This is a genomic window from Micromonospora sp. WMMD967 (genome assembly GCF_029626165.1).
GTDB classification, from domain to species: Bacteria; Actinomycetota; Actinomycetes; order Mycobacteriales; family Micromonosporaceae; genus Micromonospora; species Micromonospora taraxaci.
Genome location: NZ_JARUBK010000001.1, coordinates 234513 through 255558 on the forward strand (window position 1 = coordinate 234513; position 21046 = coordinate 255558).

Below are 21046 nucleotides of genomic sequence, written 5' to 3' on the forward strand. Positions count from 1 at the left end.
GTTATTCCGTGGCTAGCACTCCGTCAAGGAGAGTGCCAGCGCGTCGCGCCCCGCCAGCCAGGATTCCTGGTCCGACCGGGAGAATGACCGCGTGGATCTCGATCAACTGGCGGCACTGCGTACCCCCGAGGGGTCGGCCGCGCTCACGGCGGCGGCCGGTCTCGCCGGCGGTGATCCACTGGCCGCGGCCTCGGCGTTGCGCGCGGCCGGCGTGCCGCCGACGCTGGCCGCCGCGGCGCTCACCCAGGCCGAGCTGCGCCACCGTGCGGTCGGCAAGTTCGGCCCGGCCGCCGCCGGGATGTTCCTCACCCGCCCCGGCCTGGAACAGGCCACCCGCCGGGTCGTCGCCGACCGTCGGGCGGCCCGGCTGCACGCCGCCGGTGTGCGCACCCTGGCCGACCTCGGGTGCGGCCTCGGCGCCGACGCGCTGGCCGCCGCCCGCGCCGGCATCCGGGTGTACGGGGTGGAGGCCGACCCGGTCACCGCCGCGATGGCCGCCGCCAACGCCGCGGCGTCCGGGCTGGCCGACCTGTTCACCGTCGAGTGCGGGGATGCCACGGCGTTCGACGTCTCCCGGGTCGACGGGGTCTTCTGCGACCCGGCCCGCCGCGCGACCGGCACCGGCCGTCGGATCTTCGACCCACGCGCCTACTCGCCGCCGTGGGACTTCGTCACAGGGTTGGCCGAGCGGGTGCCGCACACCGTCGTGAAGGTGGCACCGGGCCTGGACCACGGGCTCATCCCGGCCGGCGCGGAGGCGGAGTGGGTAGCTGTGGACGGCGACCTGGTCGAGGCCGCGCTCTGGTGCGGTGATCTGGCCGAGGTGCCCCGCCGCGCCACCCTCTACCGGCAGCGGGGCGTCGAGACCCACCGCCACCAGCTCACCGGCTCGGGCGCCGACGAGGCACCTGTCGGGCCGACGCGTCGCTACCTGTACGACCCGGACCCGGCGGTGGTCCGGGCGCACCTCGTCGCCGAACTCGCCTCCGAACTGGACGCGACCCTCGGCGACCCGAGCATCGCCTACCTCTACGCCGACCGCCCCACCCGCACCCCGTACGCGCGCTGCCTGGAGATCACCGACGTGCTGCCGTTCTCGCTCAAGCGACTGCGGGCGCTGCTGCGCGATCGCGGGGTGGGTCGGGTGGAGATCCTCAAGCGGGGTTCCGCGCTCACCCCGGAGCAGCTTCGGCGGGACCTACGGCTGGCCGGCGACGCCTCGGCCAGCCTGGTGCTCACCCGGGTCGCGAACGCACCGACGGTGCTGATCGGGCAGCCGGTGGTCTAGCGTCGTCGGTGTGGCGGGACAGGGCACACCGGCGACGGCACTGTTGGTCAAGCGCGGGATCGCGCATCGCACCCACCCGTACCGGGTGTCGCCGGACGCCCCGAACTACGGCGCGTTGGTGGCGGTGGCGCTCGGCGTGGCACCGGAGCGCGTCTTCAAGTCGCTGGTGACCGCTGTCGACGGTGGGCTCACCGTCGCGGTCGTCCCGGTCACTGGTGAGTTGGACCTCAAGGCGCTCGCGGCGGCGGTCGGCGGCAAGCGGGCGACGCTTGCCGAGCGGGCGGTCGCCGAGCGGGCCACCGGCTACGTACGCGGGGGGATCAGCCCGCTCGGGCAACGCCGCCGGTTGCCGACAGTGCTGGACGATTCCGCGCTGGACCTCCCGACGATCTACGTCTCGGCTGGTCGGCGTGGCCTGCAGCTCGAACTGGCCGCGGCCGATCTGGTGGCGCTGACGGACGCGCGCACCGCGCCGCTACAGACCCGCTGACGACATTCATGACGGCCGACCCGTTCCGGGATGGCCGGGGAGTAACAGTCGCGTTGCTGAATTGTTATCGCTCCCAACAAACTTGGCACCTGCGCGGTCTTGTGGAGCCGGTGTGACGCGAAATACGTTGCCGGACACAACAAAACGACACCTCCCCCACCCGAAAGGACCCTGCACATGCGTAAGGGGATCCTCACCATCGCCACCGTGGGCCTACTCGCGACCGGTGGATTGACCGCCTGCGGCGACGACGCCGGCTCTGGTTCGACCGACTCCAAGAAGACCCCCAAGATCGGCGTGATCCTCCCGGACAGCAAGTCGTCCGTCCGCTGGGAGACCGCGGACCGTCGCTTCCTGGAAGAGGCGTTCAAGACCGCCGGGGTCCAGTACGACATCCAGAACGCCCAGAACGACAAGACCGCCTTCCAGACCATCGCCGACCAGATGATCACCAGCGGCGTCACCGTTCTGATGATCGTCAACCTGGACTCGGGCACCGGCAAGGCCGTGCTCGACAAGGCCAAGTCGCAGGGCGTCGCCACCATCGACTACGACCGGCTCACCCTCGGCGGCTCCGCCCAGTACTACGTCAGCTTCGACAACGAGGTCGTCGGCAAGCTCCAGGGCGAGGGCCTGTCGAAGTGCCTGACCGAAAAGGGCGCGAAGAACCCCGTCGTGGCGTACCTGAACGGCTCCCCCACCGACAACAACGCCACCCTGTTCAAGGCCGGCTACGACTCGGTGCTCAAGCCGAAGTTCGACTCCAAGGAATACGTCAAGGGCCCTGAGGACGCCGTGCCGGCGTGGGACAACGCGCAGGCCGCAACGATCTTCGAGCAGCAGCTGACGAAGGCCAACGGCAAGATCGACGGCGTGCTCGCCGCCAACGACGGTCTCGGCAACGCCGCCATCTCGATCCTCAAGAAGAACAAGCTCAACGGCAAGGTGCCGGTGACCGGGCAGGACGCCAGCACCGAGGGCCTGCAGAACATCCTCGCCGGTGACCAGTGCATGACCGTCTACAAGGCCGTCCGGGAAGAGGCCAAGGCCGCGTCCGACCTGGCCATCGCGCTCGCCAAGGGCGAGAAGAAGGACACCGGCCAGACGGTCAAGGACCCCGAGGGCAACCGCGACGTCCCGTCGGTGCTGCTCACCCCGAAGGCCATCTACAAGGACACCGTCAAGGACGTCATCGCCGACGGCTACGTGACCAAGGAAGAGGTCTGCACCGCGGCGTACGCCAAGGCCTGCGCCGACGCCGGCATCAGCTGACCGACGCCGCAGTACCCGCCGGGACGACCACCGCCGCCCGGCACGGGAGCACCCCTCCCGTGCCGGGCGGCGCCCGCCGGACGGGCCCCGACCCTCCCTTAAGAAGGAGACCCCCGTGTCCGCGACCCCCCTGCTGGAACTCCGCGGGATCGACAAGAGCTTCGGTCCCGTCCAGGTGCTCCGCGACGTCGCCCTGACCGTCCACCCGGGCGAAGTCACCGCACTGGTCGGTGACAACGGTGCCGGCAAGTCGACCCTGGTGAAGTGCATCAGTGGCATCCACCCCACCGATGCCGGTGAGTTCCTGTTCAACGGTGAACCAGTGCACATCGGCAGCCCCCGCGACGCCGCCGCGCTCGGCATCGAGGTCGTCTACCAGGACCTCGCGCTCTGCGACAACCTGGACATCGTGCAGAACATGTTCCTCGGCCGGGAGAAGCGCAGCGGCATCGTCCTCGACGAGCCGACCATGGAACAGCTCGCCGCCGAGACGCTGGCCGGGCTCTCCATCCGCACCGTCACCTCGCTGCGCCAGCACGTGTCAAGCCTCTCCGGCGGTCAGCGTCAGACCGTGGCCATCGCCAAGGCCGTGCTGTGGAACAGCAAGCTGGTCATCCTGGACGAGCCCACCGCGGCACTCGGCGTGGCACAGACCGCCCAGGTGCTCGAACTGGTCCGCCGTCTCGCCGACAACGGCCTGGCCGTGGTGCTCATCTCCCACAACATGAACGACGTCTTCGCCGTCTCCGACCGGATCGCCGCGCTGTACCTCGGCCAGATGGTCGCCCAGGTGAAGACCACCGACATCACCCACGCGCAGGTGGTCGAGCTGATCACCGCCGGGCGCTCGGGCGGGCTCGGCATCGCCGCCGACCCGGGCAGCAACGGCGACGGCCCGCAGCCGGCCGACTCGATCTCAGGAGGCGCCCGATGACCACCACCGCCGTGCGGAAGGACGGCCCCGCGGCCGTCACACCGCCGCCGACCGTCGGGAGCCACGCCCGCAACTACCTGAGCCGGGTACGCGGCGGCGACGTCGGCGCGCTACCCGCGGTGCTCGGCCTCATCGTGCTCTGCACCGTCTTCGCGATCATGCAGCCGTCGTCGTTCCTGTCCGCCGGCAACTTCGCCAACCTCTTCACCCAGGGCGCGGCGGTCACGCTGATCGCGATGGGTCTGGTCTTCGTACTGCTGCTCGGCGAGATCGACCTCTCCGCCGGCTTCGCCAGCGGTGTCTGCGCGGCGGTACTGGCCAATGTGGTCACCGTGCTCGGCTACCCCTGGTGGGTCGCCGTGCTCGCCGGGATCGCCACCGGCTTGGTCATCGGCACCAGCCTCGGCCTGCTCGTCGCGAAGATCGGCATTCCGTCCTTCGTGGTCACCCTCGCCGGCTTCCTCGCCTTCCAGGGCATCGTGCTGCTGCTGGTGAAGGAGGGCACCAACATCTCCGTCCGCGACGAGGTGCTGGTCGCCATCGCCAACCGCAACCTCACCCCCACCCTGGGCTGGGCGCTGGCAGTGCTCGCGGTCGTCGGCTACGCGGCGGTGCAACTGCTGCGTCACCGCAACCGGGTGGCCCGCGGTCTGATCACCGACCCGATCGCGGTGGTGGCGCTGCGGATCGGCGGGCTCGCCGTCATCCTCGTCACCGCGGTGTACGTACTCAACCTCGAACGCAGCCGCAACGTCGTGATCAGCTCACTCAAGGGCGTGCCGATCGTGGTGCCGATCATCGCGGTGCTGCTGATCGTGTGGACCTTCGTGCTCCAACGCACCAGCTACGGTCGGCACATCTACGCCGTCGGCGGCAACCGGGAAGCGGCCCGCCGGGCCGGCATCGACGTCGACCGGATCCGGATCTCGGTCTTCATGATCTGCTCGTCCATGGCGGCCGTCGGTGGCATCGTGGCGGCCAGCCGGGCAAACTCGGTCGACCCGAACACGGGGGGCAGTAACGTACTCCTCTACGCGGTCGGCGCGGCGGTGATCGGCGGCACCAGCCTCTTCGGCGGCAAGGGCCGTGTCCTCGACGCAGTGCTCGGCGGCGCGGTCGTCGCGGTCATCGAAAACGGAATGGGCCTGATGGGGTACAGCGCGGGAGTCAAGTACGTGGTCACCGGCGTCGTCCTGCTGCTCGCCGCCAGCGTCGATGCCCTCTCCCGCCGCCGCGCGGCAGCCACCGGCACCCGCTGACCCCCCGCGGGAGGTAGCACCACGATGCGCCCAGGACCGAGCCAGGAGGACGTCAGACGGCAGAACCTCGGTGCCCTGCTGAGACACGTGCACGTCCATGGGGCGACCACACGGGCCGAACTGACCACCACACTGGGCCTCAACCGCAGCACCATCGGCGCGCTCACCGCCGACCTGTCCGCGGTGGGGCTGGTCAGTGAGGGCGCGCCGAAGGAGACCGGCCGGGCCGGACGACCGTCACTTGTCGTCCGGCCCGAGTCGGCCCGGGTCTACGCGTACGCGTACTCGGTGGAGGTGGACCGGTTACGCGCCGCCCGGATCGGTCTGGGCGGCGCGGTCCTGGATCGCCGCGAACTGGACCGACCACGCGGTCTGCTGGCCGCCGAGGCCGCGCCGCTGCTGGCCGGCGCGGTCAAGGAGATGCAGCAACTGGTCCCGGCCGACGCGATCTGCGTCGGCGCCGGAGTCGCCGTCTGCGGCATGGTCCGGCGAGACGACGGCCTGGTCCGGCTCGGTCCGACCACCGGCTGGGTGGACGAGCCGATCGGCGCGGCGGTCGCCGACGAGTTGGGCATCGACGTACCGGTCACGGTCGGCAACGTGGCCGACGTCGCCGCGTTCGCCGAGCACGCCCGAGGTGTGGCGGCCGGCTGCGACAACGTCCTCTACCTGTACGGGGACGTCGGCGTGGGTGCCGGCATCATCGCCGGTGGACGGCGGCTGACCGGGCACGGCGGGTACGGCGGCGAGGTCGGACACATGAAGGTGGTCCGCGACGGCAGGCCCTGCGAGTGCGGTGCCCGGGGCTGCTGGGAGACCGAGATCGGCGAGCACGGTCTGCTGCGCGCCGCCGGACGGTCCGACGCCCGGGGCCGTGACGCGTTGCTGGAGGTCTTCGACGCCGCCGACCGGGGTGACGCCCGGGCGCAGACGGCGGTACGCCAGGCCGGCGACTGGCTCGGCTTCGGCGTCGCCAACCTGGTGAACGTCTTCAACCCCGAAATGGTCATCTTCGGCGGCACCATGCGCGACCTGTACCTCGCCGCCGCCGCCCAGATCCGCAGCCGACTCAACTCCAACGCGCTCGGCGCCTGCCTGGAGCACGTCCGGCTGCGTACGCCCAAACTCGGCGAGGACGCACCGCTGATCGGGGCCGCCGAGCTGGCCTTCGAACGGCTCCTCGCCGACCCCCTCGACGTGGGCTGACCCGCGTACGCTGTCCGGCGTGGATGTCGAGTTGCGCGCCTCGGACGACGACCGTAACCGGGTGGTCGCCGAGTTGCACCGGCACACCGCGGCGGGGCGGCTGACCCTCGACGAGTTCTCCGACCGGGCCGGTGCGGTGTGGACGGCACGTACCCTCGGCGACCTGGCCGCGCTGACCCGCGACCTTCCCGCCCTGTCCGACCCGGCCGTCGGCAGCGACACTGTCGGGCACGGGCGTCGCGAGCTGCTGATGCTCTTCGCCGCCGCGGCGATCACTCTGCTGCTGCTCGGCGGCTTCCTCGCCATCACGCGCTGATCCACGTCGCCAACCGGTGAACTGATCACGCGTTCGGTCCGTACCAGTGGGCGGACGGGCAGCCGGGAGCGTACGGCGGGCCGGTCCAGACGCGATCCGGTCCGGACCGAGGAGGCACCACAGACATGGCACCGCTCAGATCCGCCCACCGCCGACTGGGCAACCGGACCCACCGAGCAGCGATGCTGCTCATCGCGGTCATCGCGGGGGTCGGTGTCCTGCCCGGCGTGGCAGTCGCCGCGCCCGCCGGCGGCCAGCAGCTCAACGCCGCCGACATGACACTGCTCAACGGGGTACGGCTGGCCGGGCTGTGGGAGATGCCAGCCGGGCAGATGGCTGCCGAGAAGGGGCAGTCCGCCAAGGTCCGGGAGATCGGCGCGGGCATCGCCGGTGAGCACCAGAAGCTCGACGAACTCGTCGTCGAGGCGGCCAACAAGTTGGGCGCGACGATCCCCAGCGAGCCGACCGCCGAGCAGAAGGGCTGGCTGGCGGAGATGCAGAAGGCCTCCGGCGCCCGGTTCGACCAGATCTTCGTCACCCGGCTCCGGGTCGCCCACGGCAAGATCTTCCCGGTGATCGGGGCGGTGCGGGCCAGCACCCGGGACGCCACCGTCCGCAAGCTCTGCGAAGACGCCAACGGCTTCGTACAGCACCACATGCAGATGCTGGAGAGCACGGGCCTGGTCCGCTGGCCGGAACTGCCGCCGGCCGCGCTGCCCGCCCCCGGTGAGGACGGGCTGTTGGCCGCCGCCTCGGCCAACTCCGGCCCTCAGGTCGGCGTCAGCAGCACAGTCGTCTGGCTGGTCTTCCTCGCCGCGTTGGGCACCGGCGGCATCGCCACCTACCGGATGATGCGCCGCAGCTGACCTTGCCTTCGTTGGTGGCCCGGGTCAGCGGTCGACCTGGGTGAAGTCCCAGGAGTGCGGGGCGCGGGCCACCAGCAGGGCAGGCGGATCCGGCAACGGACGCGGGTTGCTGCGCCACTTCGAGATGACCACCACCCGATGGTCGGTGGAGGAGAAGACCTCACTGGAGACGTACAGCGGGTCGTGTTCCAACTCGGGCAGGGCGGTGTCGCACACCCAGGTGATCAGATCCGCCACGCCGTACGCCTCGGCGCGCGCCTCCCACATCCGCACGATCATGCCCGCCGCCCCGTCACACGCTGACCGTGGTCAACGGCAGCGCCGAGTCGGCCGGCAGGTCGAGTCGGCTCGGTGCGACACCCGCGGCGACCAGGTGCGAACCGAGTGCGGCCACCATCGCGCCGTTGTCGGTGCAGAGCTTGGGCCGGGGCACCCGGACCTGGATGCCGTACTTCTCGGCCCGTTGCTCGGCCATCGCCCGCAGCCGCGAGTTCGCCGCCACTCCCCCGCCGATCACCAGGGTCTCGATGCCCTGGGCACGGCAGGCCGCGAGTGCCTTGTTGGTCAGCACGTCACAAACCGCCTCCTGGAAGGACGCGGCCACGTCGGCGACCGGCACCGGCTCGCCGGCACGTTGACGGGCCTCGACCCACCGGGCCACCGCCGTCTTCAGTCCGGAGAACGAGAAGTCGTACCGGTGGGCGGCGAGATCCTTCGCGGCGGTCAGGCCACGCGGGAACGCGATCGAGGCGGCGTCACCGGCGCGGGCCTCCCGGTCGATCGGCGGCCCGCCCGGGAACGGCAGCCCGAGTAGCCGGGCGACCTTGTCGAACGCCTCGCCGGCCGCGTCGTCGATGGTGGCGCCCAGTGGGGTGACGCCTCGGGCCAGGTCGTCGACGAGCAGCAGGGACGAGTGGCCACCGGACACCAGTAGCGCGATCGCGGGTTCGGGCAGGGGGCCGTGTTCGAGGGTGTCCACCGCTACGTGCGCGGCAAGGTGGTTCACGCCGTACACGGGCTTCTCGGCGGCGAGCGCGTACCCCTTGGCAGCGGCGACACCGACCAGCAGCGCGCCGGCCAGACCGGGCCCGGAGGTGACCGCGATCGCGTCGATGTCGGCCAGGGTGACGCCGGCCTCGGTCAGGGCACGGTCCATGGTCGGAACGATGGCCTCCAGGTGCGCCCGGCTGGCCACCTCGGGGACCACACCCCCGAACCGGGCGTGTTCCTCGACGCTGGAGGCGAGCGCGTCGGCCAGCAGGGTATGCCCCCGCACGATGCCGACGCCGGTCTCGTCGCAGGAGGTCTCGATACCCAGGATCAGCGGTTCGTCAGCCATGGTCGTGTGGTCCGTTCCCGGTCGGCTCGGCGTCGCGCCGCATGACCAGCGCGTCGGTGTTGCTCGGTTGGTAGTAGCCGCGCCGCACGCCGATCGGCTCGAACCCGTACGTCGCGTAGAGCCGCTGGGCGGCGGCGTTGTCCACGGCGACCTCCAGCAGGGTGCTGCGGGTCTCGCGGCGGGCCGCCTCGGCGAGCAGGTCCTCCAGGAGGGCACGGCCCACACCGCGCCGCTGGGCGTCCCGGCGGACGGCGATGTTCTGCACCCACACCTCGTCCGGGGGAACTCCGGCGAGCCCGGCGTAACCGAGCACCGCACCGTCCTCGTCGACGGCGACCCGGTAGTGGTGTCCGTTCGCCAACTCGCTCCAGAACATGCCGGGCGACCACTGCTCGGCCCCGAAGAGGTCCGCCTCGATCGGCAGCACGTCGTCGATGTGCCACCAGCGGAACGGGAGTAGCCGTACCGCCGTCATGGCAGGACCGGTTTACGGCCGGTCGCCGCCACCGCGTCGGGGCGGCGCAGGTAGAGCGGGGTGAGCCGCTCGCCGGGCTCCGCCGCCCGGATCCGCTCGGCGGCGAGCAGCGCCAGCACTGTGGCATCCGGGTACCGGGGCTCGACCCGAACGGGCAGGTCCAGGGTCTCGGCGTACCGGTGCGCCCCGTCGCCGACCGCGACCGTCGCACCCAGCTCCCGGGCGCGCACCGCGGCCACCGCCGGGGTCGACACCTCGGGCCCGACGATCCGCTGGCCGGCGCCGTCGTAGACGGCCCAGTAGAGCTCCTTGCGCCGGGCGTCGCTGGCGGCCAACACCGGCTCACCGGACGCCGCCGGGTAGCCGATGGCGTCCAACGAGCAGACGCCGTACGTGGGGATGCCGAGCACCTGCCCCATCGTGGCGGCGGTGACCAGGCCGACCCGCAGCCCGGTGAATGGTCCTGGGCCGAGCCCGGCGACGATGGCGGTCAGGTCACGTGGGCGCGCGTCGGCGTCGGCGAGGACGGCGTCCACCTGGGGGGCGAGCAGTTCGCCGTGAGCGCGGGCATCGACAGTGCACCGGTGCGCCCGGGACACCACACCGTCCGCCGAGACATCCACCAGCGCTGCGGTCACCGCAGGGGTCGAGCTGTCCACCACGAGTACGAGCACGGTAAGCCAGCCTAGCCGCCCCCGCCGCAGCCCTCCGTCACGCCCCGCCCTCACCCGCCGCCCGGCCCATGCCGCCCGGTCGCCCCCAGGCACGCGGTCGCCCTGGGGGGCCGCCGACGCCGCGCAGACATGTCGCGCCCGACCCGCTCCGGCCCTGGCGGCACCTGTCACAACAGCCGATATACCTGTGAGTCATAAATATGACTCACAGGTATATCGCTCATCAGCGAACGGCCTTCCTGCCGGCGAGGCCACCGTTCGCACGATGGATCTCAAAGAAGGCCATCCAGTCGTGAATCCGGCTCTGCGGTATCCACTCCGGCCCAGCGTGGTCCACCATGCCGGGATGCCGTCCACACGCCTGGCCACCCTGCTCGCCAACACGATTCGAGAGCAACGGCACCTGCGCGAGCTGAGCCAGTGCGAGCTGGCTGACGCGGCCGGGATCAGCCAGGCTGCGGTGGCCCGCATCGAAAACGGGAACCGCACGCCAAGCATCGCCGTTCTCGAGGCACTGCTCGCCGCGATGGACGTGCAGTTGGTGGTCGGGGTCGAGCCGCTGGACGCGCACCTTGATGCCCGCATCGACGACCTGGCGGTGCGTCCCATCGCGGAGCGGATCGAGGAGCTCGGCCTGGACGAGCTGCTGGACCGGCTTCCCGACTTCCCGCAGGTGCTCACCGGAAGCACCGCCGCGTTGTTGCAGGGCGCGCCGGTGCCGGTCGACGCGCCGGAGATCGCCCTGCGCTGGCAGGACTCCAAGCTGTTCACCCGCTGGCTGGAGGCGAACTACGGCCAGCGGTGGAACGCCCGCTGGAGTGAGTTCGGCGGGGTGTGGTTGGAGCCGGAGGAGCCGGGCGAGCACCGGTGGTCGACCACGTACGGCGAGATCAGGGCCATCATGTGCGACGAGCTGCCCGAGACGATCGAGGTGCGCCACGGTCAGCGGAGTTACCAGGTGGTGCCGCTGGTCGAGCTGGAGCTGACCGACGCCCGGGCAGCCGAGTTGCTGCGCCGCTATCGGGACCGCCAGTCGACCAGCGGCGGCTGAGCTCAGCCGGCGGTGCGCTCCCAGTCGATGGTGGGCAGGCCGGCATCGGCGAGAGCCTTGTTGGCCGCGCTGAACGGTCGGCTGCCGAGAAAGCCACGCGGGTTCATCGGGCTGGGGTGGCCGGCCTCCAGCACCACGTGCTGCGGGTTGGTGACCAGGGCGGCCTTCTTGCGGGCGTAGCCACCCCAGAGCAGGAAGACAACCCGGTCCGGTGACGCGTCCAGCGCCCGGATGGTCGCGTCGGTGAACTCCTCCCAGCCGGCGTTGGCGTGCGAGCCCGGCGTGGCCTGGCGGACGGTCAGCACCGCGTTGAGGAGCAACACGCCCTGGGCGGCCCAACCGTCGAGGTTGCCGCTGCGCGGCTTGGGAACCCCGACGTCCTCGCCCAACTCCTTGAAGACGTTGCGCAACGACGGCGGCACCGTCACACCGTCGCGCACGCTGAAGCTCAACCCGTGTGCCTGCCCGGCCCGGTGGTAGGGGTCCTGCCCGAGGATCAGCACCCGGGTGGCCTGCGGCGGGCACAGCCGGTAGGCCGAGAACAGGTCCTCCACCGGCGGGAAGACGGTCTGCGTCGCGTATTCGCGGGCGACGAACTCGCCCAGCGCGGCGGTGCGCGCCGCGTCCAGGTGCGGGGTGAGCACGGCACGCCACTGCTCCGGCAGCAGGGCCAACAGATCCAGGGCGGGGGCGTCGTCGGGCATCAGGAACCTCTCACAGCGCGGGTCGGTCCCCCGCACTCTAGGCATCGGGTACGACAGCGGCCGGCCCAGCCCGGTCCGGAGAGCGCCGACTAACCCAGGTCGGCGAGCCGCCGAGCCCAGTCACCACCGACCGGGTCCAGCTCGACGACTCGGGTGTCGTCGTCGCGGCGGTCGATCCGAACCCGCAGGTGCGCGTCGACCAGCTGCTCGACCAGGCCCTCGCCCCACTCCACAACCGTCACCGAGTCGTCCACCGAAGCGTCGAGGTCCAGATCGTCGATCTCGGCGCGCGGATCGGTGGCAGCCCCCAACCGGTACGCGTCGGCGTGCACCAGCGCCACCCGACCGCCCCGGGCCGGGTCGGGCCGGTGCACCCGGGCGATCACGAACGTCGGCGAGGTGACGTCGCCGAGCACACCGAGCCCGGCGCCGATGCCCTGCGTGAGCGCTGTCTTGCCGGCGCCCAGCGGGCCGGTCAACAGCACCAGGTCGCCGGCGCGCAGCAGCCCCGCCAGGCGGCGGCCGAACTCCCGGGTGTCCTCGACGGTCGGCAGTTTGACGACGTGACTCACCGTTCCTCCGGCTCTGCGATCGAATCGAGGAACCGCGCGAGGGCGGCGTTGACCTCGTCGGCGTGCTCCAGCATCACCACGTGACCACTGTCTTTGATCTTCACGAACTCGGCGTGCGGCAGCCGCCGGACGATCTCCTCGGAGTGGGTCACCGGAGTGATCATGTCCTTGTCGCCGACCACCACAAGGACCGGGGTCGCCGCCAGGGCCGCCAGCGCCGGGAAGCGCGAGTGGGTGGCCAGGGTACGCAGATAGCGGGTGACGGTGTCGGCCGACGTCCGGGAGTTCATCGTCTCCACGTAGGACACCAGCGCCGGGCTCGGCTTGCGGGTGCCGAAGCCGTACTTGCGGGTCAGCAGCCAGGCCACGTTCGACGTCGACTTGCGTGCCTTGTCGATGACCGGCCCGCCGTACCGGGTGGCGTTGCTGACCATGTACAGCACCGGGCCGCCGACCCGGCCGAGCAGCGCGGGTGCGACCAGCTTGGTCTCCGCGACGAGCCCGCCCGACGTGGCCATCAGGACGGTGCCCACCACGCGGTCACCGAACAGCTCCGGGAACAGCTCGGCGAACGCCATGATGGTCATGCCGCCCATCGAGTGCCCGACCAGGATCAGCGGCCCGTCCGGCGCGGTCCGATCGATCACCTGGCGCAGCGTCCGGCCGAGCACCGCTAGGTCGTACTCCCCGGTCTCCAACCGGCCGGAGCGGCCGTGACCGGGCTGGTCGTACGCCACGATCCGGTAGTCACCGCGCTCGGCGAGCATCTGGCGTTGGAAGTGGAACGTCCCCATGTCCAGGCAGAAGCCGTGCACCAGCACCACGGTCGGGTGCCCCGACACCGGCCGGGTCGGCTCGACCACCTCGACGTGGATGTCCGTGCCGTCCGGCAGCTCCAGACGGAACGCCTCGTCGTACCGCTGCTCGCCGAACGTCTCGTGCGCGTAGCGGTCGGTCGGGTCGGCCTTGAAGCGGCGGACCAGTGTGCGTTCGGTCGCGACGCCGGCCGCCAGGCCCGCCGCGGCCACCCCCACCGCGGCGCCGACGATGCCGGCGACCCGACCCGCCGCGGTACGCGGGCGCGGGATGCGGTAGCTCATGGCCGTTCGCCGTCGTAGACCCGGGGCACCCGGGTGCCGCCGAAGCGGGTGACGATCTCGTAGTTGATCGTGCCGACCGCCTCGGCCCAGTCGTCGGCCGTCGGTTCGCCGTCGACGCCGCTGCCGAACAGGGTCGCCACGTCGCCGTCGGCCACCGGGTCGTCGCCGCAGTCGATCACGAACTGGTCCATGCAGACCCGCCCCGAGATGGTCCTTCGCGCCCCGGCGAGCTGCACCGGCCCGGTGTTGGACGCGTGCCGGGGAACCCCGTCGGCATACCCGAGCGGGACGACGGCCAGGTTCGCGTCGGCCTCGGTGGTGTAGGCGTGCCCGTAGGAGACGCCGGTGCCGGCGGGCACCCGCTTGGTGAGCATGACCCGGGCCCGCGCGGTCATCGCCGGCCGCAGCCCGTACGTCTCGCCGGCGACCGGGGAGAGGCCGTAGATGGCGATGCCGGGGCGGACCAGGTCGAAGTGGGTGTCCGGGCGGGTCAGGGTGGCCGCCGAGTTGGCGAGGTGCCGCCAGCGCGGTCGCAGCCCGGCCCGCTCGACCATGGCCAACCCCTCGTGGAAGACGGCCAACTGACGGTCGGTGGTGGGGTGGCCGGGCGAGTCCGCGTACACGAAGTGGCTCCACACACCGACCACCTCGACCAGGCCGTCGGCCTGTGCCTTCGCGGCGGCGTCCAGCAGCGCCGGCCAGTCGGCGACAGTCGCGCCGCCCCGGGACAACCCGGTGTCGATCTTGAGGTGCAGACGGGCGGGACGCCCGGCGAGTCGGCTCGCCTCGATCATCTCGTCCAGTTGCGGCAGGCTGGCCGCGCCCAGGTCCACCCCGGCGCTGACCCCCTCGTGCAGCGGCAGCCCCGGCGCGAGAAGCCAGGCCAGCACCGGCGCGGTCACCCCGCCCCGGCGCAGCGTGAGCGCCTCGTCGAGGGTGCAGACACCGAGCCAGTCCGCACCGGCGTCGAGCGCCGCGCGGGCGGCCGGGAGCATGCCGTGGCCGTACCCGTCGCCCTTCACCACCGCCATCAGCTCGGCGGTGGTGCCGGAGCGGAGTCGGCTCACGTTCTCGCGGATGGCGTCAAGATCGACGCGTACCTCGGCCTGCCACATGCGCCCAGCCTACTTTCCGCCGTGATCACCGGGGGCGGCGACGCACGCCCCGGGGTGCCGATCCGGCCGTAACGGCACGATCAGCCCAGCCGGGCGACAACCGGGCGGAGCGCGGTGACCACGTCGGGCGCTGTCACCGGCCCGCCCCGGGCCGCTTCCCGACCGGCGAGCCCGTGCAGGTACGCGGCCGAGGCCGCCGCCCGGTCGGCGGGCACTCCGGCGGCCAGCAGCGAGCCGAGCAGCCCGGCCAGCACGTCGCCGGTGCCGCCGGTGGCCAGCGCGGGAGTGCCGGTCGGGTTGACGTACGCCCGACCGTCCGGGGTGCCGATCACCGTGCGATCCCCCTTGAGCAGCACCACGGCGTTCATCCAGGCGGCCAGCCGCAGCGCGGAGCCGACCCGGTCGGTGCCGGGCTCCTCCCCGCAGAGTCGGGTGAACTCCCGGTCGTGCGGGGTGACCACGATCGGCGCGTCCCGGCTCCGCAGCCGTTCGGCGAGCGAACCGTCCACCAGCAGGGTCAGCGCGTCGGCGTCGAGCACCACCGGCACCGGGGCGGCCAGGACGGCACGCAGCTCGGCGGCCGCGTCCGTGCCGGTGCCGAGCCCGGAGCCGCAGACCCAGGCCTGCACCCGGCCCGCGTCGGCGACTCGGCCGCTGGCGATCACCGAGGGGTGCTGGTGCAGCACCTCGGCGCGGGCGCTGCCGGCGTAGCGGACCAGGCCGGTCGGCCCGGCCAGAGCCCCGCCGACGGAGAGCACCGCCGCACCCGGATAGGTCTCCGAGCCGGTGGCTACCCCCACCACACCCCGGGTGTACTTCTCCGACGCCGGTCCCAGCTCCGGCCACCACTCGACCAGGTCGGACCACTCGGTGACCCGTAGCGCAGGGGTGCCTCGCAGCCACGGCCGCAACCCGATGTCGACCAGCTCCACCTGCCCGGCCAGGGCGGCGGCCGGCCCGACGACCAGTGCGGGCTTGAGCGCGCCGAACGCCACCGTCACGTCGGCCCGTACGGCGGTCGGCCGGCCGGACGCGGACAGCGGAACGTGGCCGGTGTCCACCGCGACCCCGCTCGGCACGTCCACCGCCACGACAGTGGCCCGCTCACCGTCCCGCCCCCGCAGCTCGCCGAGACGTTGGACCACCTCGTCCGCGTTCGCCCGCAGGCCACCGGTGCCACCGATGCCGACGATCCCGTCGAGGACCAGGTCGACCGGGCCGGTGGGCTGCGGCACCAGCCGACCGCCGGCCGCCCGCAGCGCGGCCAGCCCGGCGGCGTGCGCGCGCCCGGGGGTGAGCAGCAGGGCGGACACGTGGACACCCCGGCGGGCCAACCGCTCCCCCGCGTACAGGGCGTCGCCGCCGTTGTCACCGGAGCCGACCAGCAGCAGCACCCGCCCGCCGTAGACCCCGCCGCGCTCGTCCAGCAGGAGAGCGGCCCGACGCGCCAGCCCGGCGGCGGCACGCTGCATCAACGTCCCCTCCGGCACTGCGCCCATCAGCCCTGCTTCGGCCGCCCGTACGTCGGCAACCCGCCACACCGATCTCATGCCACCGTGTCCCATCCCGTTCGCGGGTGGGCCGGAGCGGCCCGCCCAGCCGACGTCACCGTTCCGCGACCACCATCGCCGACGCGATCCCCCCGTCGTGCGACAACGACAGATGCCAGTGGTTGACTCCACGCGCCTCGGCCGCGGCTGCGACAGTGCCGGAGACGGCGAGCCGGGGGCGGCCGTCCGGGTCGGACACGATCTCGCAGTCGTGCCAGTTGAGCCCGGCCGGAGCACCGAGCGCCTTGGCCACTGCCTCCTTGGCGGCGAAGCGGGCGGCGAGCGACTCCGACGAGCGTGGGGCACCGGCCCAGGTGTGTCGCTCGGTCGTGGTGAAGAGCCGGTCGGCGAGCAGCGGCGTCCGGGCCAGCGCCCGGGCGAACCGGTCGACCAGGACCACGTCGATGCCGACAGCGACGATCACCACACCACCCTACCGGCGGTCGGGGCCGCAGATTAGCCGTCGGGTCCGCGCTGGGCAACGCCTGTGGACAGGCCGGGGTACGCCTCACCGCCAGCTGTCCACAGGGCACCGGACGGCCACCGGTACGCGCCTAGCGTCAGCGCGTCGAAGCCGATCGTCCACGGGGGTGGAGTCATGACCGATGAGTCGTTCGTCGTCCGGCCGAAGGAGTTGCGGGCGGTCGCCGGCACGCTCGACGGCGAGGCGCACCGGCTGGCGCTGGGCCTCGCGGGAGCACCCGGGTTGCTGGTCGCGGCGCCCGAGTGGCGAGCCGGCGCGGCCCTGGCCGGGCTGGAGGTGGCCGCGCACACCTGGCTCTGCCGGCTGGGGGCCCGGGTCGCGGTGACCTCGCAGGGGGTGCGGGCGGCAGCCGAGGCGTACGAGACGGTGGACGACCGGGCCGCCGACCGCTTCGCCGCCCTGCCCCGGTGAGCAGCGTCGGTTACCGGCAACTGTGGGTGGCCGACCCGGGCGGGTGGCGGGCCGCCGGGGTGGCCTGGGCCGGATTGACCGAGCCGGTCGACAGTCGCGCCGGTGAGCTGCGGGCGGCGGGCGGCCGGTTGCGGGACGGTTGGTCCGGCGCGGCGGCCGTTGCGGCGGGCTCCCGGCTCGTGGCTCTGCGGGACGAGCTGACGTCGGTCGCGCCCGCGCTGATCGAAGCCGATCAGGTTCTTGCCGAGCTGGCCGGACGGCTGACGGTGGCGAAGGCGCGGCTCGCCGACGCGGTCGCCCAGGCGGAAGCGGCCGGCCTGGTGGTGGACCGCTCGGGCGGGGTGCACGTCGATCCCGCCCGACAACTGTCCACCGAGCGGGACGGCGTGGCGGCGGCCCGGGTGACGGCCGCCCTGCGGGACGCGCTCGACGGGGCGGGCGTCGCCGATCGGCTCGCCGCCGACCGGTTGGATGAGCTGGCCCGGGCCGCCGGCACCGGGTGGGCGTCCCCGCCACCGCCGGGCCGACCGGCACCGGACGCCGTACCGGCTCTGGTCCACGCCTGGTGGTCAGGCTTGACAGCGGCGCAGCGACGGTGGCTGATCGGGCACGAGCCGGCACTGGTCGGCCGGTGGGACGGCGTGCCGGCGACCGACCGGGACCAGGCCAACCGGCTGCACCTCGGGGTGTGGCGGGAGGAGCTGCTGGCCGAGCGGCGCGACCTGCTGTCCCGGGTGCCGCCCCTGCCACTCACGTCGCTGCGGCTGCGCGGGGTCGCCGGCCGGTTGGCCGGCCTGGACGCGCTGGCCGGACGGCTGGCGGCCGGCGGGGAGCCCCGGGCGTACCTGCTCGGGTTGGATCCGGCCGGTGAGGGTCGGGTGGTGATGGCGCTCGGCGACCCGGACCGGGCCGACCGGGTGCTGACCTACGTGCCGGGGATGACCGCCGGCCTGGACGACGCCCCTGGCGAGCTGGGCAGGGCGGCGCGGGTGCTGGACCGGTGCGCGGCGCTCGCCCCGGGTGACCGCAGCGCGGCGGTGCTCTGGTTGGACTACGACGCTCCGGACTCCCTGACCGAGGCTGCCTCGGCGGGTCAGGCGCGCGACGCCGGTCCGGCGCTGCACCGCTTCCAGGAAGGGTTGCGGGCCACCCACGAGGGGTCACCGGCCCGGCAGACCGTGCTCGGGCACAGTTACGGGTCGCTGGTGGTGGGTGTGGCCGCCCGGGAGCACGGGCTGGCCGCCGACGCGCTGGTCTTCGTCGGCTCGCCCGGGGTCGGCGCGGCGCACGCCACCGAGTTGGGCGTACCGCCCGGGGAGGTCTGGGCGAGCAGCGCTTCCGGCGACGTGATCCGCGCGGCCCGGTCGGCGGACGAGCTGGGGCGCCGCGCCCTGCTGGGTGCGGCGCCGCTGGCCGCAGTGCTCGGTTGGCCCGAACGGACCGGGCATGAGCTGTGGTTCGGTCACGACCCGTCGGATCCGGGTTTCGGCGGCCGGGTCTTCGACGGCGGGCGGGGCGGCCACACCGGTTACTGGGACCCGGGCAATCCCGCGCTGGACGGGATGGCCCGGGTCGTGTTGGGTCGCTGAGCGGCTACTCGACGGTGACCGACTTGGCCAGGTTGCGGGGCTGGTCCACGTCGTGCCCACGAGCGGCGGCGATCTCGGCGGCGAGCACCTGCAACGGCACAGTGGTGACGAGCGGGGCCAGCAGCGTCGGCGTACGCGGCACGTAGATCAGGTGGTCGGCGTACCGCACGACGGCCTCGTCGCCCTCCTCGGCGATCACGATGGTCCGCGCACCGCGGGCCCGGACCTCCTGGATGTTGGAGACGACCTTGTCGTGCAGCATGCCCCGGCCGACCGGCGACGGCACCACGCAGATCACCGGGGTGCCCTTGTCGATCAGAGCGATCGGGCCGTGCTTCAGCTCGCCGGCGGCGAAGCCCTCGGCGTGCATGTACGCCAACTCCTTGAGCTTCAGCGCACCCTCCAGCGCCACCGGGTAGCCGACGTGCCGGCCGATGAACAACACTGTCGGCTCGGACTTCAGGTCCCGGGCCAGCTCGCGGACGGGCTCGATCCGGTCGAGCAGCTCACGCAGCTTGCCCGGGATCTCCTGCAACTGGGCGACGACCGCGCCCACCTCGTCGGCGAACTTGATGCCGCGCACCTGGGCCAGGTGCAGGCCGATCAGGTAGCAGGCGACGACCTGGGTGAGGAACGCCTTGGTGGAGGCGACGGCGATCTCCGGCCCGCCGTGGGTGTAGAGCACGGCGTCCGACTCGCGCGGGATGGTCGAGCCGTTGGTGTTGCAGATCGCCAACACCCGGGCCTTCTGGTCCTTGGCGTGGCGCAGCGCCATCAGGGTGTCCATCGTCTCGCCGGACTGCGAGATCACCACGATCAGCGTGGACCGGTCGAGCACCGGGTCGCGGTAGCGGAACTCGCTGGCCAGCTCCACCTCGCACGGAATCCGGGTCCAGTGCTCGATGGCGTACTTGGCGACCATTCCGGCGTGGTACGCCGTCCCGCACGCCACGATGAAGATCTTGTCGACATCACGAAGGTCCTGGTCGCTGAGGCGGACCTCGTCGAGAGCGATCTCACCGGTCTCGGTGAGCCGGCCGAGCAGCGTGTCGGCGATGGCCTGCGGCTGCTCCTCGATCTCCTTGAGCATGAACCAGTCGTAGCCGCCCTTTTCCGCGGCCGAGGAGTCCCAGTCGATGTGGAAGTCCTTGCCGGCGGCGGGCTGGCCCTCGAAGTCGGTGATCTCGATGCTGTCACCGGTGATCAGGACGATCTGGTCCTGACCCAGCTCGACCGCTTCCCGGGTGTGCTCGATGAACGCGGCCACGTCACTGGCCAGGTAGTTCTCCCCGTCGCCCCGGCCCACCACGAGTGGCGAGTTGCGCCGGGCGCCGACGACCGCGCCGGGCACGGCGGCATCCACCGCGAGCAGCGTGAACGCGCCCTCCAGTCGCTGGCAGACCACCCGCATGCCGGCGGCGAGCAGCTGCGGGCCGTCCGGCTGACCGGCGGCGCGCAGGTCGGCCAAGGCGGCGGAGAGCAGGTGGGCGGCACACTCGGTGTCGGTGTCGCTGGCGAACTGGACCCCGTCAGCCTCCAGCTCGGCACGCAGCTTGGCGAAGTTCTCGATGATGCCGTTGTGGATGACCGCGACCCGGCCGTCCGGTGCGACGTGCGGGTGGGCGTTGCGGTCGGTCGGGCCGCCGTGGGTGGCCCACCGGGTGTGGCCGATGCCGGTGGTGCCGTCACCGATGCCGATCGGGCTGGCCGCGCAGGAGGTCGGGTCGTCGGCGGCCCGCTCGGAGAGCACCTTCTCCAGGTTGGCCAGCTTGCCGGCCTTCTTCTCGGTCAGCAGTTGGTCGTCGCAGACGATCGCGACGCCCGCCGAGTCGTAGCCGCGGTATTCCAGCCGCCGCAGTCCGTCGAGCACGATGCCCAGTGCGGGGCGCGCGCCCGCATAACCCACGATTCCACACATGGCCCGCAGCCTAACCCAGTTTCACTCATGTTGGGTGCTCGAAAGTCGGGTTATCAATCACCGAATTTGAGCGATAGGTGGTTGGCGGGTAGCAACGGGACGAGCGTCACAGCCCGCTCGGGGACAGTCCGGGACAGACGGGGTTGCGGCACGCCTGCTGGTACGAAAGTCTCTCGGCGGGTTCCGCGCGCCTGCCCTCGGCCCGTTCGTCCCATACCCGATCCCGTCCGGAGCAGCCATGTCCGACGCGCCGCCGCCCGATCCGTCCCCCTCCTCCCCGTCGGATCCGGCTCCCAGCCCGCCACCGTCGGACCCGACGGCGCCACCGTCCTCGGCTTCGCTGCCGGCACCCGACCCGCTCGCCCCGGGCCAGCCGTGGGCGCCACCGGCCCCCTGGACGCCCGCGCCGTGGACGCCGCAACCGCCCACGACC

General features: G+C 72.4%; 22 protein-coding genes. 11 read left to right on the top strand and 11 right to left on the bottom strand.

Annotation, left to right across the window (positions count from 1 at the left end; genetic code table 11):
• Nucleotides 1-91: 91 nt before the first annotated feature.
• The 8 genes from O7631_RS01090 to O7631_RS01125 all read left to right on the top strand — a co-directional run bounded on the left by O7631_RS01090 (nt 92) and on the right by O7631_RS01125 (nt 7631).
• A complete protein-coding gene (locus O7631_RS01090; protein ID WP_278142635.1) occupies nt 92-1288 on the top strand; it encodes a methyltransferase domain-containing protein in 1197 nt (398 codons plus the stop codon).
• A 10-nt stretch (nt 1289-1298) separates the two neighbouring features.
• A complete protein-coding gene (gene ybaK / locus O7631_RS01095; RefSeq protein WP_088987647.1) occupies nt 1299-1778 on the top strand; it encodes a Cys-tRNA(Pro) deacylase in 480 nt (159 codons plus the stop codon).
• 177 nt (nt 1779-1955) lie between these two features.
• The gene (locus O7631_RS01100) at nt 1956-3050 is read left to right on the top strand and encodes a substrate-binding domain-containing protein (RefSeq protein ID WP_278142636.1); all 1095 of its coding nucleotides are present in this window, start codon (nt 1956-1958) and stop codon (nt 3048-3050) included.
• A gap of 115 nt (nt 3051-3165) precedes the next feature.
• Nucleotides 3166-3984, top strand: a complete 819-nt coding sequence (locus O7631_RS01105) for an ATP-binding cassette domain-containing protein (protein ID WP_088987645.1) — start codon at nt 3166-3168, stop codon at nt 3982-3984.
• Nucleotides 3981-5243: an ABC transporter permease gene (locus O7631_RS01110; protein WP_278142638.1), complete on the top strand. Its 1263-nt coding sequence runs from the start codon at nt 3981-3983 to the stop codon at nt 5241-5243. The genes O7631_RS01105 and O7631_RS01110 overlap by 4 nt, the downstream gene beginning before the upstream one ends.
• 24 nt (nt 5244-5267) lie before the next feature.
• Nucleotides 5268-6449, top strand: coding sequence for an ROK family protein (locus O7631_RS01115; RefSeq protein WP_088987643.1), 1182 nt, complete (start codon nt 5268-5270; stop codon nt 6447-6449).
• A 19-nt stretch (nt 6450-6468) separates the two neighbouring features.
• The gene (locus O7631_RS01120; protein ID WP_278142639.1) at nt 6469-6765 is read left to right on the top strand and encodes a DUF1707 domain-containing protein; all 297 of its coding nucleotides are present in this window, start codon (nt 6469-6471) and stop codon (nt 6763-6765) included.
• A gap of 125 nt (nt 6766-6890) precedes the next feature.
• A complete protein-coding gene (locus O7631_RS01125) occupies nt 6891-7631 on the top strand; it encodes a DUF4142 domain-containing protein (RefSeq protein ID WP_269682354.1) in 741 nt (246 codons plus the stop codon).
• A 24-nt stretch (nt 7632-7655) separates the two neighbouring features.
• On the opposite strand, the gene O7631_RS01130 is transcribed toward O7631_RS01125, so the two are convergent.
• The 4 genes from O7631_RS01130 to tsaB are packed head-to-tail and all read right to left on the bottom strand — an operon-like array spanning nt 7656 to nt 10119.
• Nucleotides 7656-7910 (bottom strand): hypothetical protein, encoded by a 255-nt coding sequence (locus O7631_RS01130; protein WP_088987640.1) that lies wholly within the window; start codon nt 7908-7910, stop codon nt 7656-7658.
• 13 nt (nt 7911-7923) lie between these two features.
• Nucleotides 7924-8970, bottom strand: a complete 1047-nt coding sequence (tsaD, locus tag O7631_RS01135; protein ID WP_145778955.1) for a tRNA (adenosine(37)-N6)-threonylcarbamoyltransferase complex transferase subunit TsaD — start codon at nt 8968-8970, stop codon at nt 7924-7926.
• Entirely contained in the window at nt 8963-9445 is a 483-nt protein-coding gene (gene rimI, locus O7631_RS01140; RefSeq protein ID WP_278142640.1) for a ribosomal protein S18-alanine N-acetyltransferase, read from the bottom strand. Before rimI ends, tsaD begins: the two co-directional genes overlap by 8 nt.
• A complete protein-coding gene (gene tsaB / locus O7631_RS01145) occupies nt 9442-10119 on the bottom strand; it encodes a tRNA (adenosine(37)-N6)-threonylcarbamoyltransferase complex dimerization subunit type 1 TsaB (protein WP_278142641.1) in 678 nt (225 codons plus the stop codon). Before tsaB ends, rimI begins: the two co-directional genes overlap by 4 nt.
• 346 nt (nt 10120-10465) lie before the next feature.
• On the opposite strand from tsaB, the gene O7631_RS01150 reads away from it, so the two are divergent.
• Nucleotides 10466-11170 (top strand): helix-turn-helix transcriptional regulator, encoded by a 705-nt coding sequence (locus tag O7631_RS01150; RefSeq protein ID WP_278142642.1) that lies wholly within the window; start codon nt 10466-10468, stop codon nt 11168-11170.
• 2 nt (nt 11171-11172) lie between these two features.
• Here the strand turns inward: O7631_RS01150 and ung are convergent, their stop codons facing one another.
• From ung to O7631_RS01180, 6 genes are all read right to left on the bottom strand, one after another.
• A complete protein-coding gene (gene ung, locus O7631_RS01155) occupies nt 11173-11874 on the bottom strand; it encodes a uracil-DNA glycosylase (protein WP_145778951.1) in 702 nt (233 codons plus the stop codon).
• Between the two features lie 89 nt (nt 11875-11963).
• On the bottom strand, nt 11964-12446 hold the full coding sequence (tsaE, locus tag O7631_RS01160) for a tRNA (adenosine(37)-N6)-threonylcarbamoyltransferase complex ATPase subunit type 1 TsaE (RefSeq protein WP_278142644.1): 483 nt from the start codon (nt 12444-12446) through the stop codon (nt 11964-11966).
• Entirely contained in the window at nt 12443-13546 is a 1104-nt protein-coding gene (locus tag O7631_RS01165) for an alpha/beta hydrolase (RefSeq protein WP_278142645.1), read from the bottom strand. The genes tsaE and O7631_RS01165 overlap by 4 nt, the downstream gene beginning before the upstream one ends.
• A complete protein-coding gene (gene alr / locus O7631_RS01170) occupies nt 13543-14661 on the bottom strand; it encodes an alanine racemase (protein ID WP_278142646.1) in 1119 nt (372 codons plus the stop codon). Before alr ends, O7631_RS01165 begins: the two co-directional genes overlap by 4 nt.
• Before the next feature lie 80 nt (nt 14662-14741).
• A complete protein-coding gene (locus O7631_RS01175) occupies nt 14742-16211 on the bottom strand; it encodes an NAD(P)H-hydrate dehydratase (RefSeq protein WP_278142647.1) in 1470 nt (489 codons plus the stop codon).
• A 55-nt stretch (nt 16212-16266) separates the two neighbouring features.
• Nucleotides 16267-16635: a holo-ACP synthase gene (locus tag O7631_RS01180; RefSeq protein ID WP_278142649.1), complete on the bottom strand. Its 369-nt coding sequence runs from the start codon at nt 16633-16635 to the stop codon at nt 16267-16269.
• A 174-nt stretch (nt 16636-16809) separates the two neighbouring features.
• Here O7631_RS01180 and O7631_RS01185 point away from each other — a divergent pair, with 174 nt between their 5' ends.
• Nucleotides 16810-17106 carry a hypothetical protein gene (locus O7631_RS01185; protein WP_278142650.1) on the top strand — a complete coding sequence of 99 codons (297 nt, stop codon included), beginning with the start codon at nt 16810-16812 and terminating at the stop codon, nt 17104-17106.
• Nucleotides 17103-18695 (top strand): alpha/beta hydrolase, encoded by a 1593-nt coding sequence (locus O7631_RS01190; protein WP_278142651.1) that lies wholly within the window; start codon nt 17103-17105, stop codon nt 18693-18695. Before O7631_RS01185 ends, O7631_RS01190 begins: the two co-directional genes overlap by 4 nt.
• Nucleotides 18696-18699: 4 nt before the next feature.
• Here O7631_RS01190 and glmS read toward each other — a convergent pair whose 3' ends face one another.
• Complete coding sequence (glmS, locus tag O7631_RS01195; protein ID WP_278142652.1) at nt 18700-20613, bottom strand: glutamine--fructose-6-phosphate transaminase (isomerizing); 1914 nt, start codon at nt 20611-20613, stop codon at nt 18700-18702.
• Nucleotides 20614-21046: the final 433 nt, after the last annotated feature.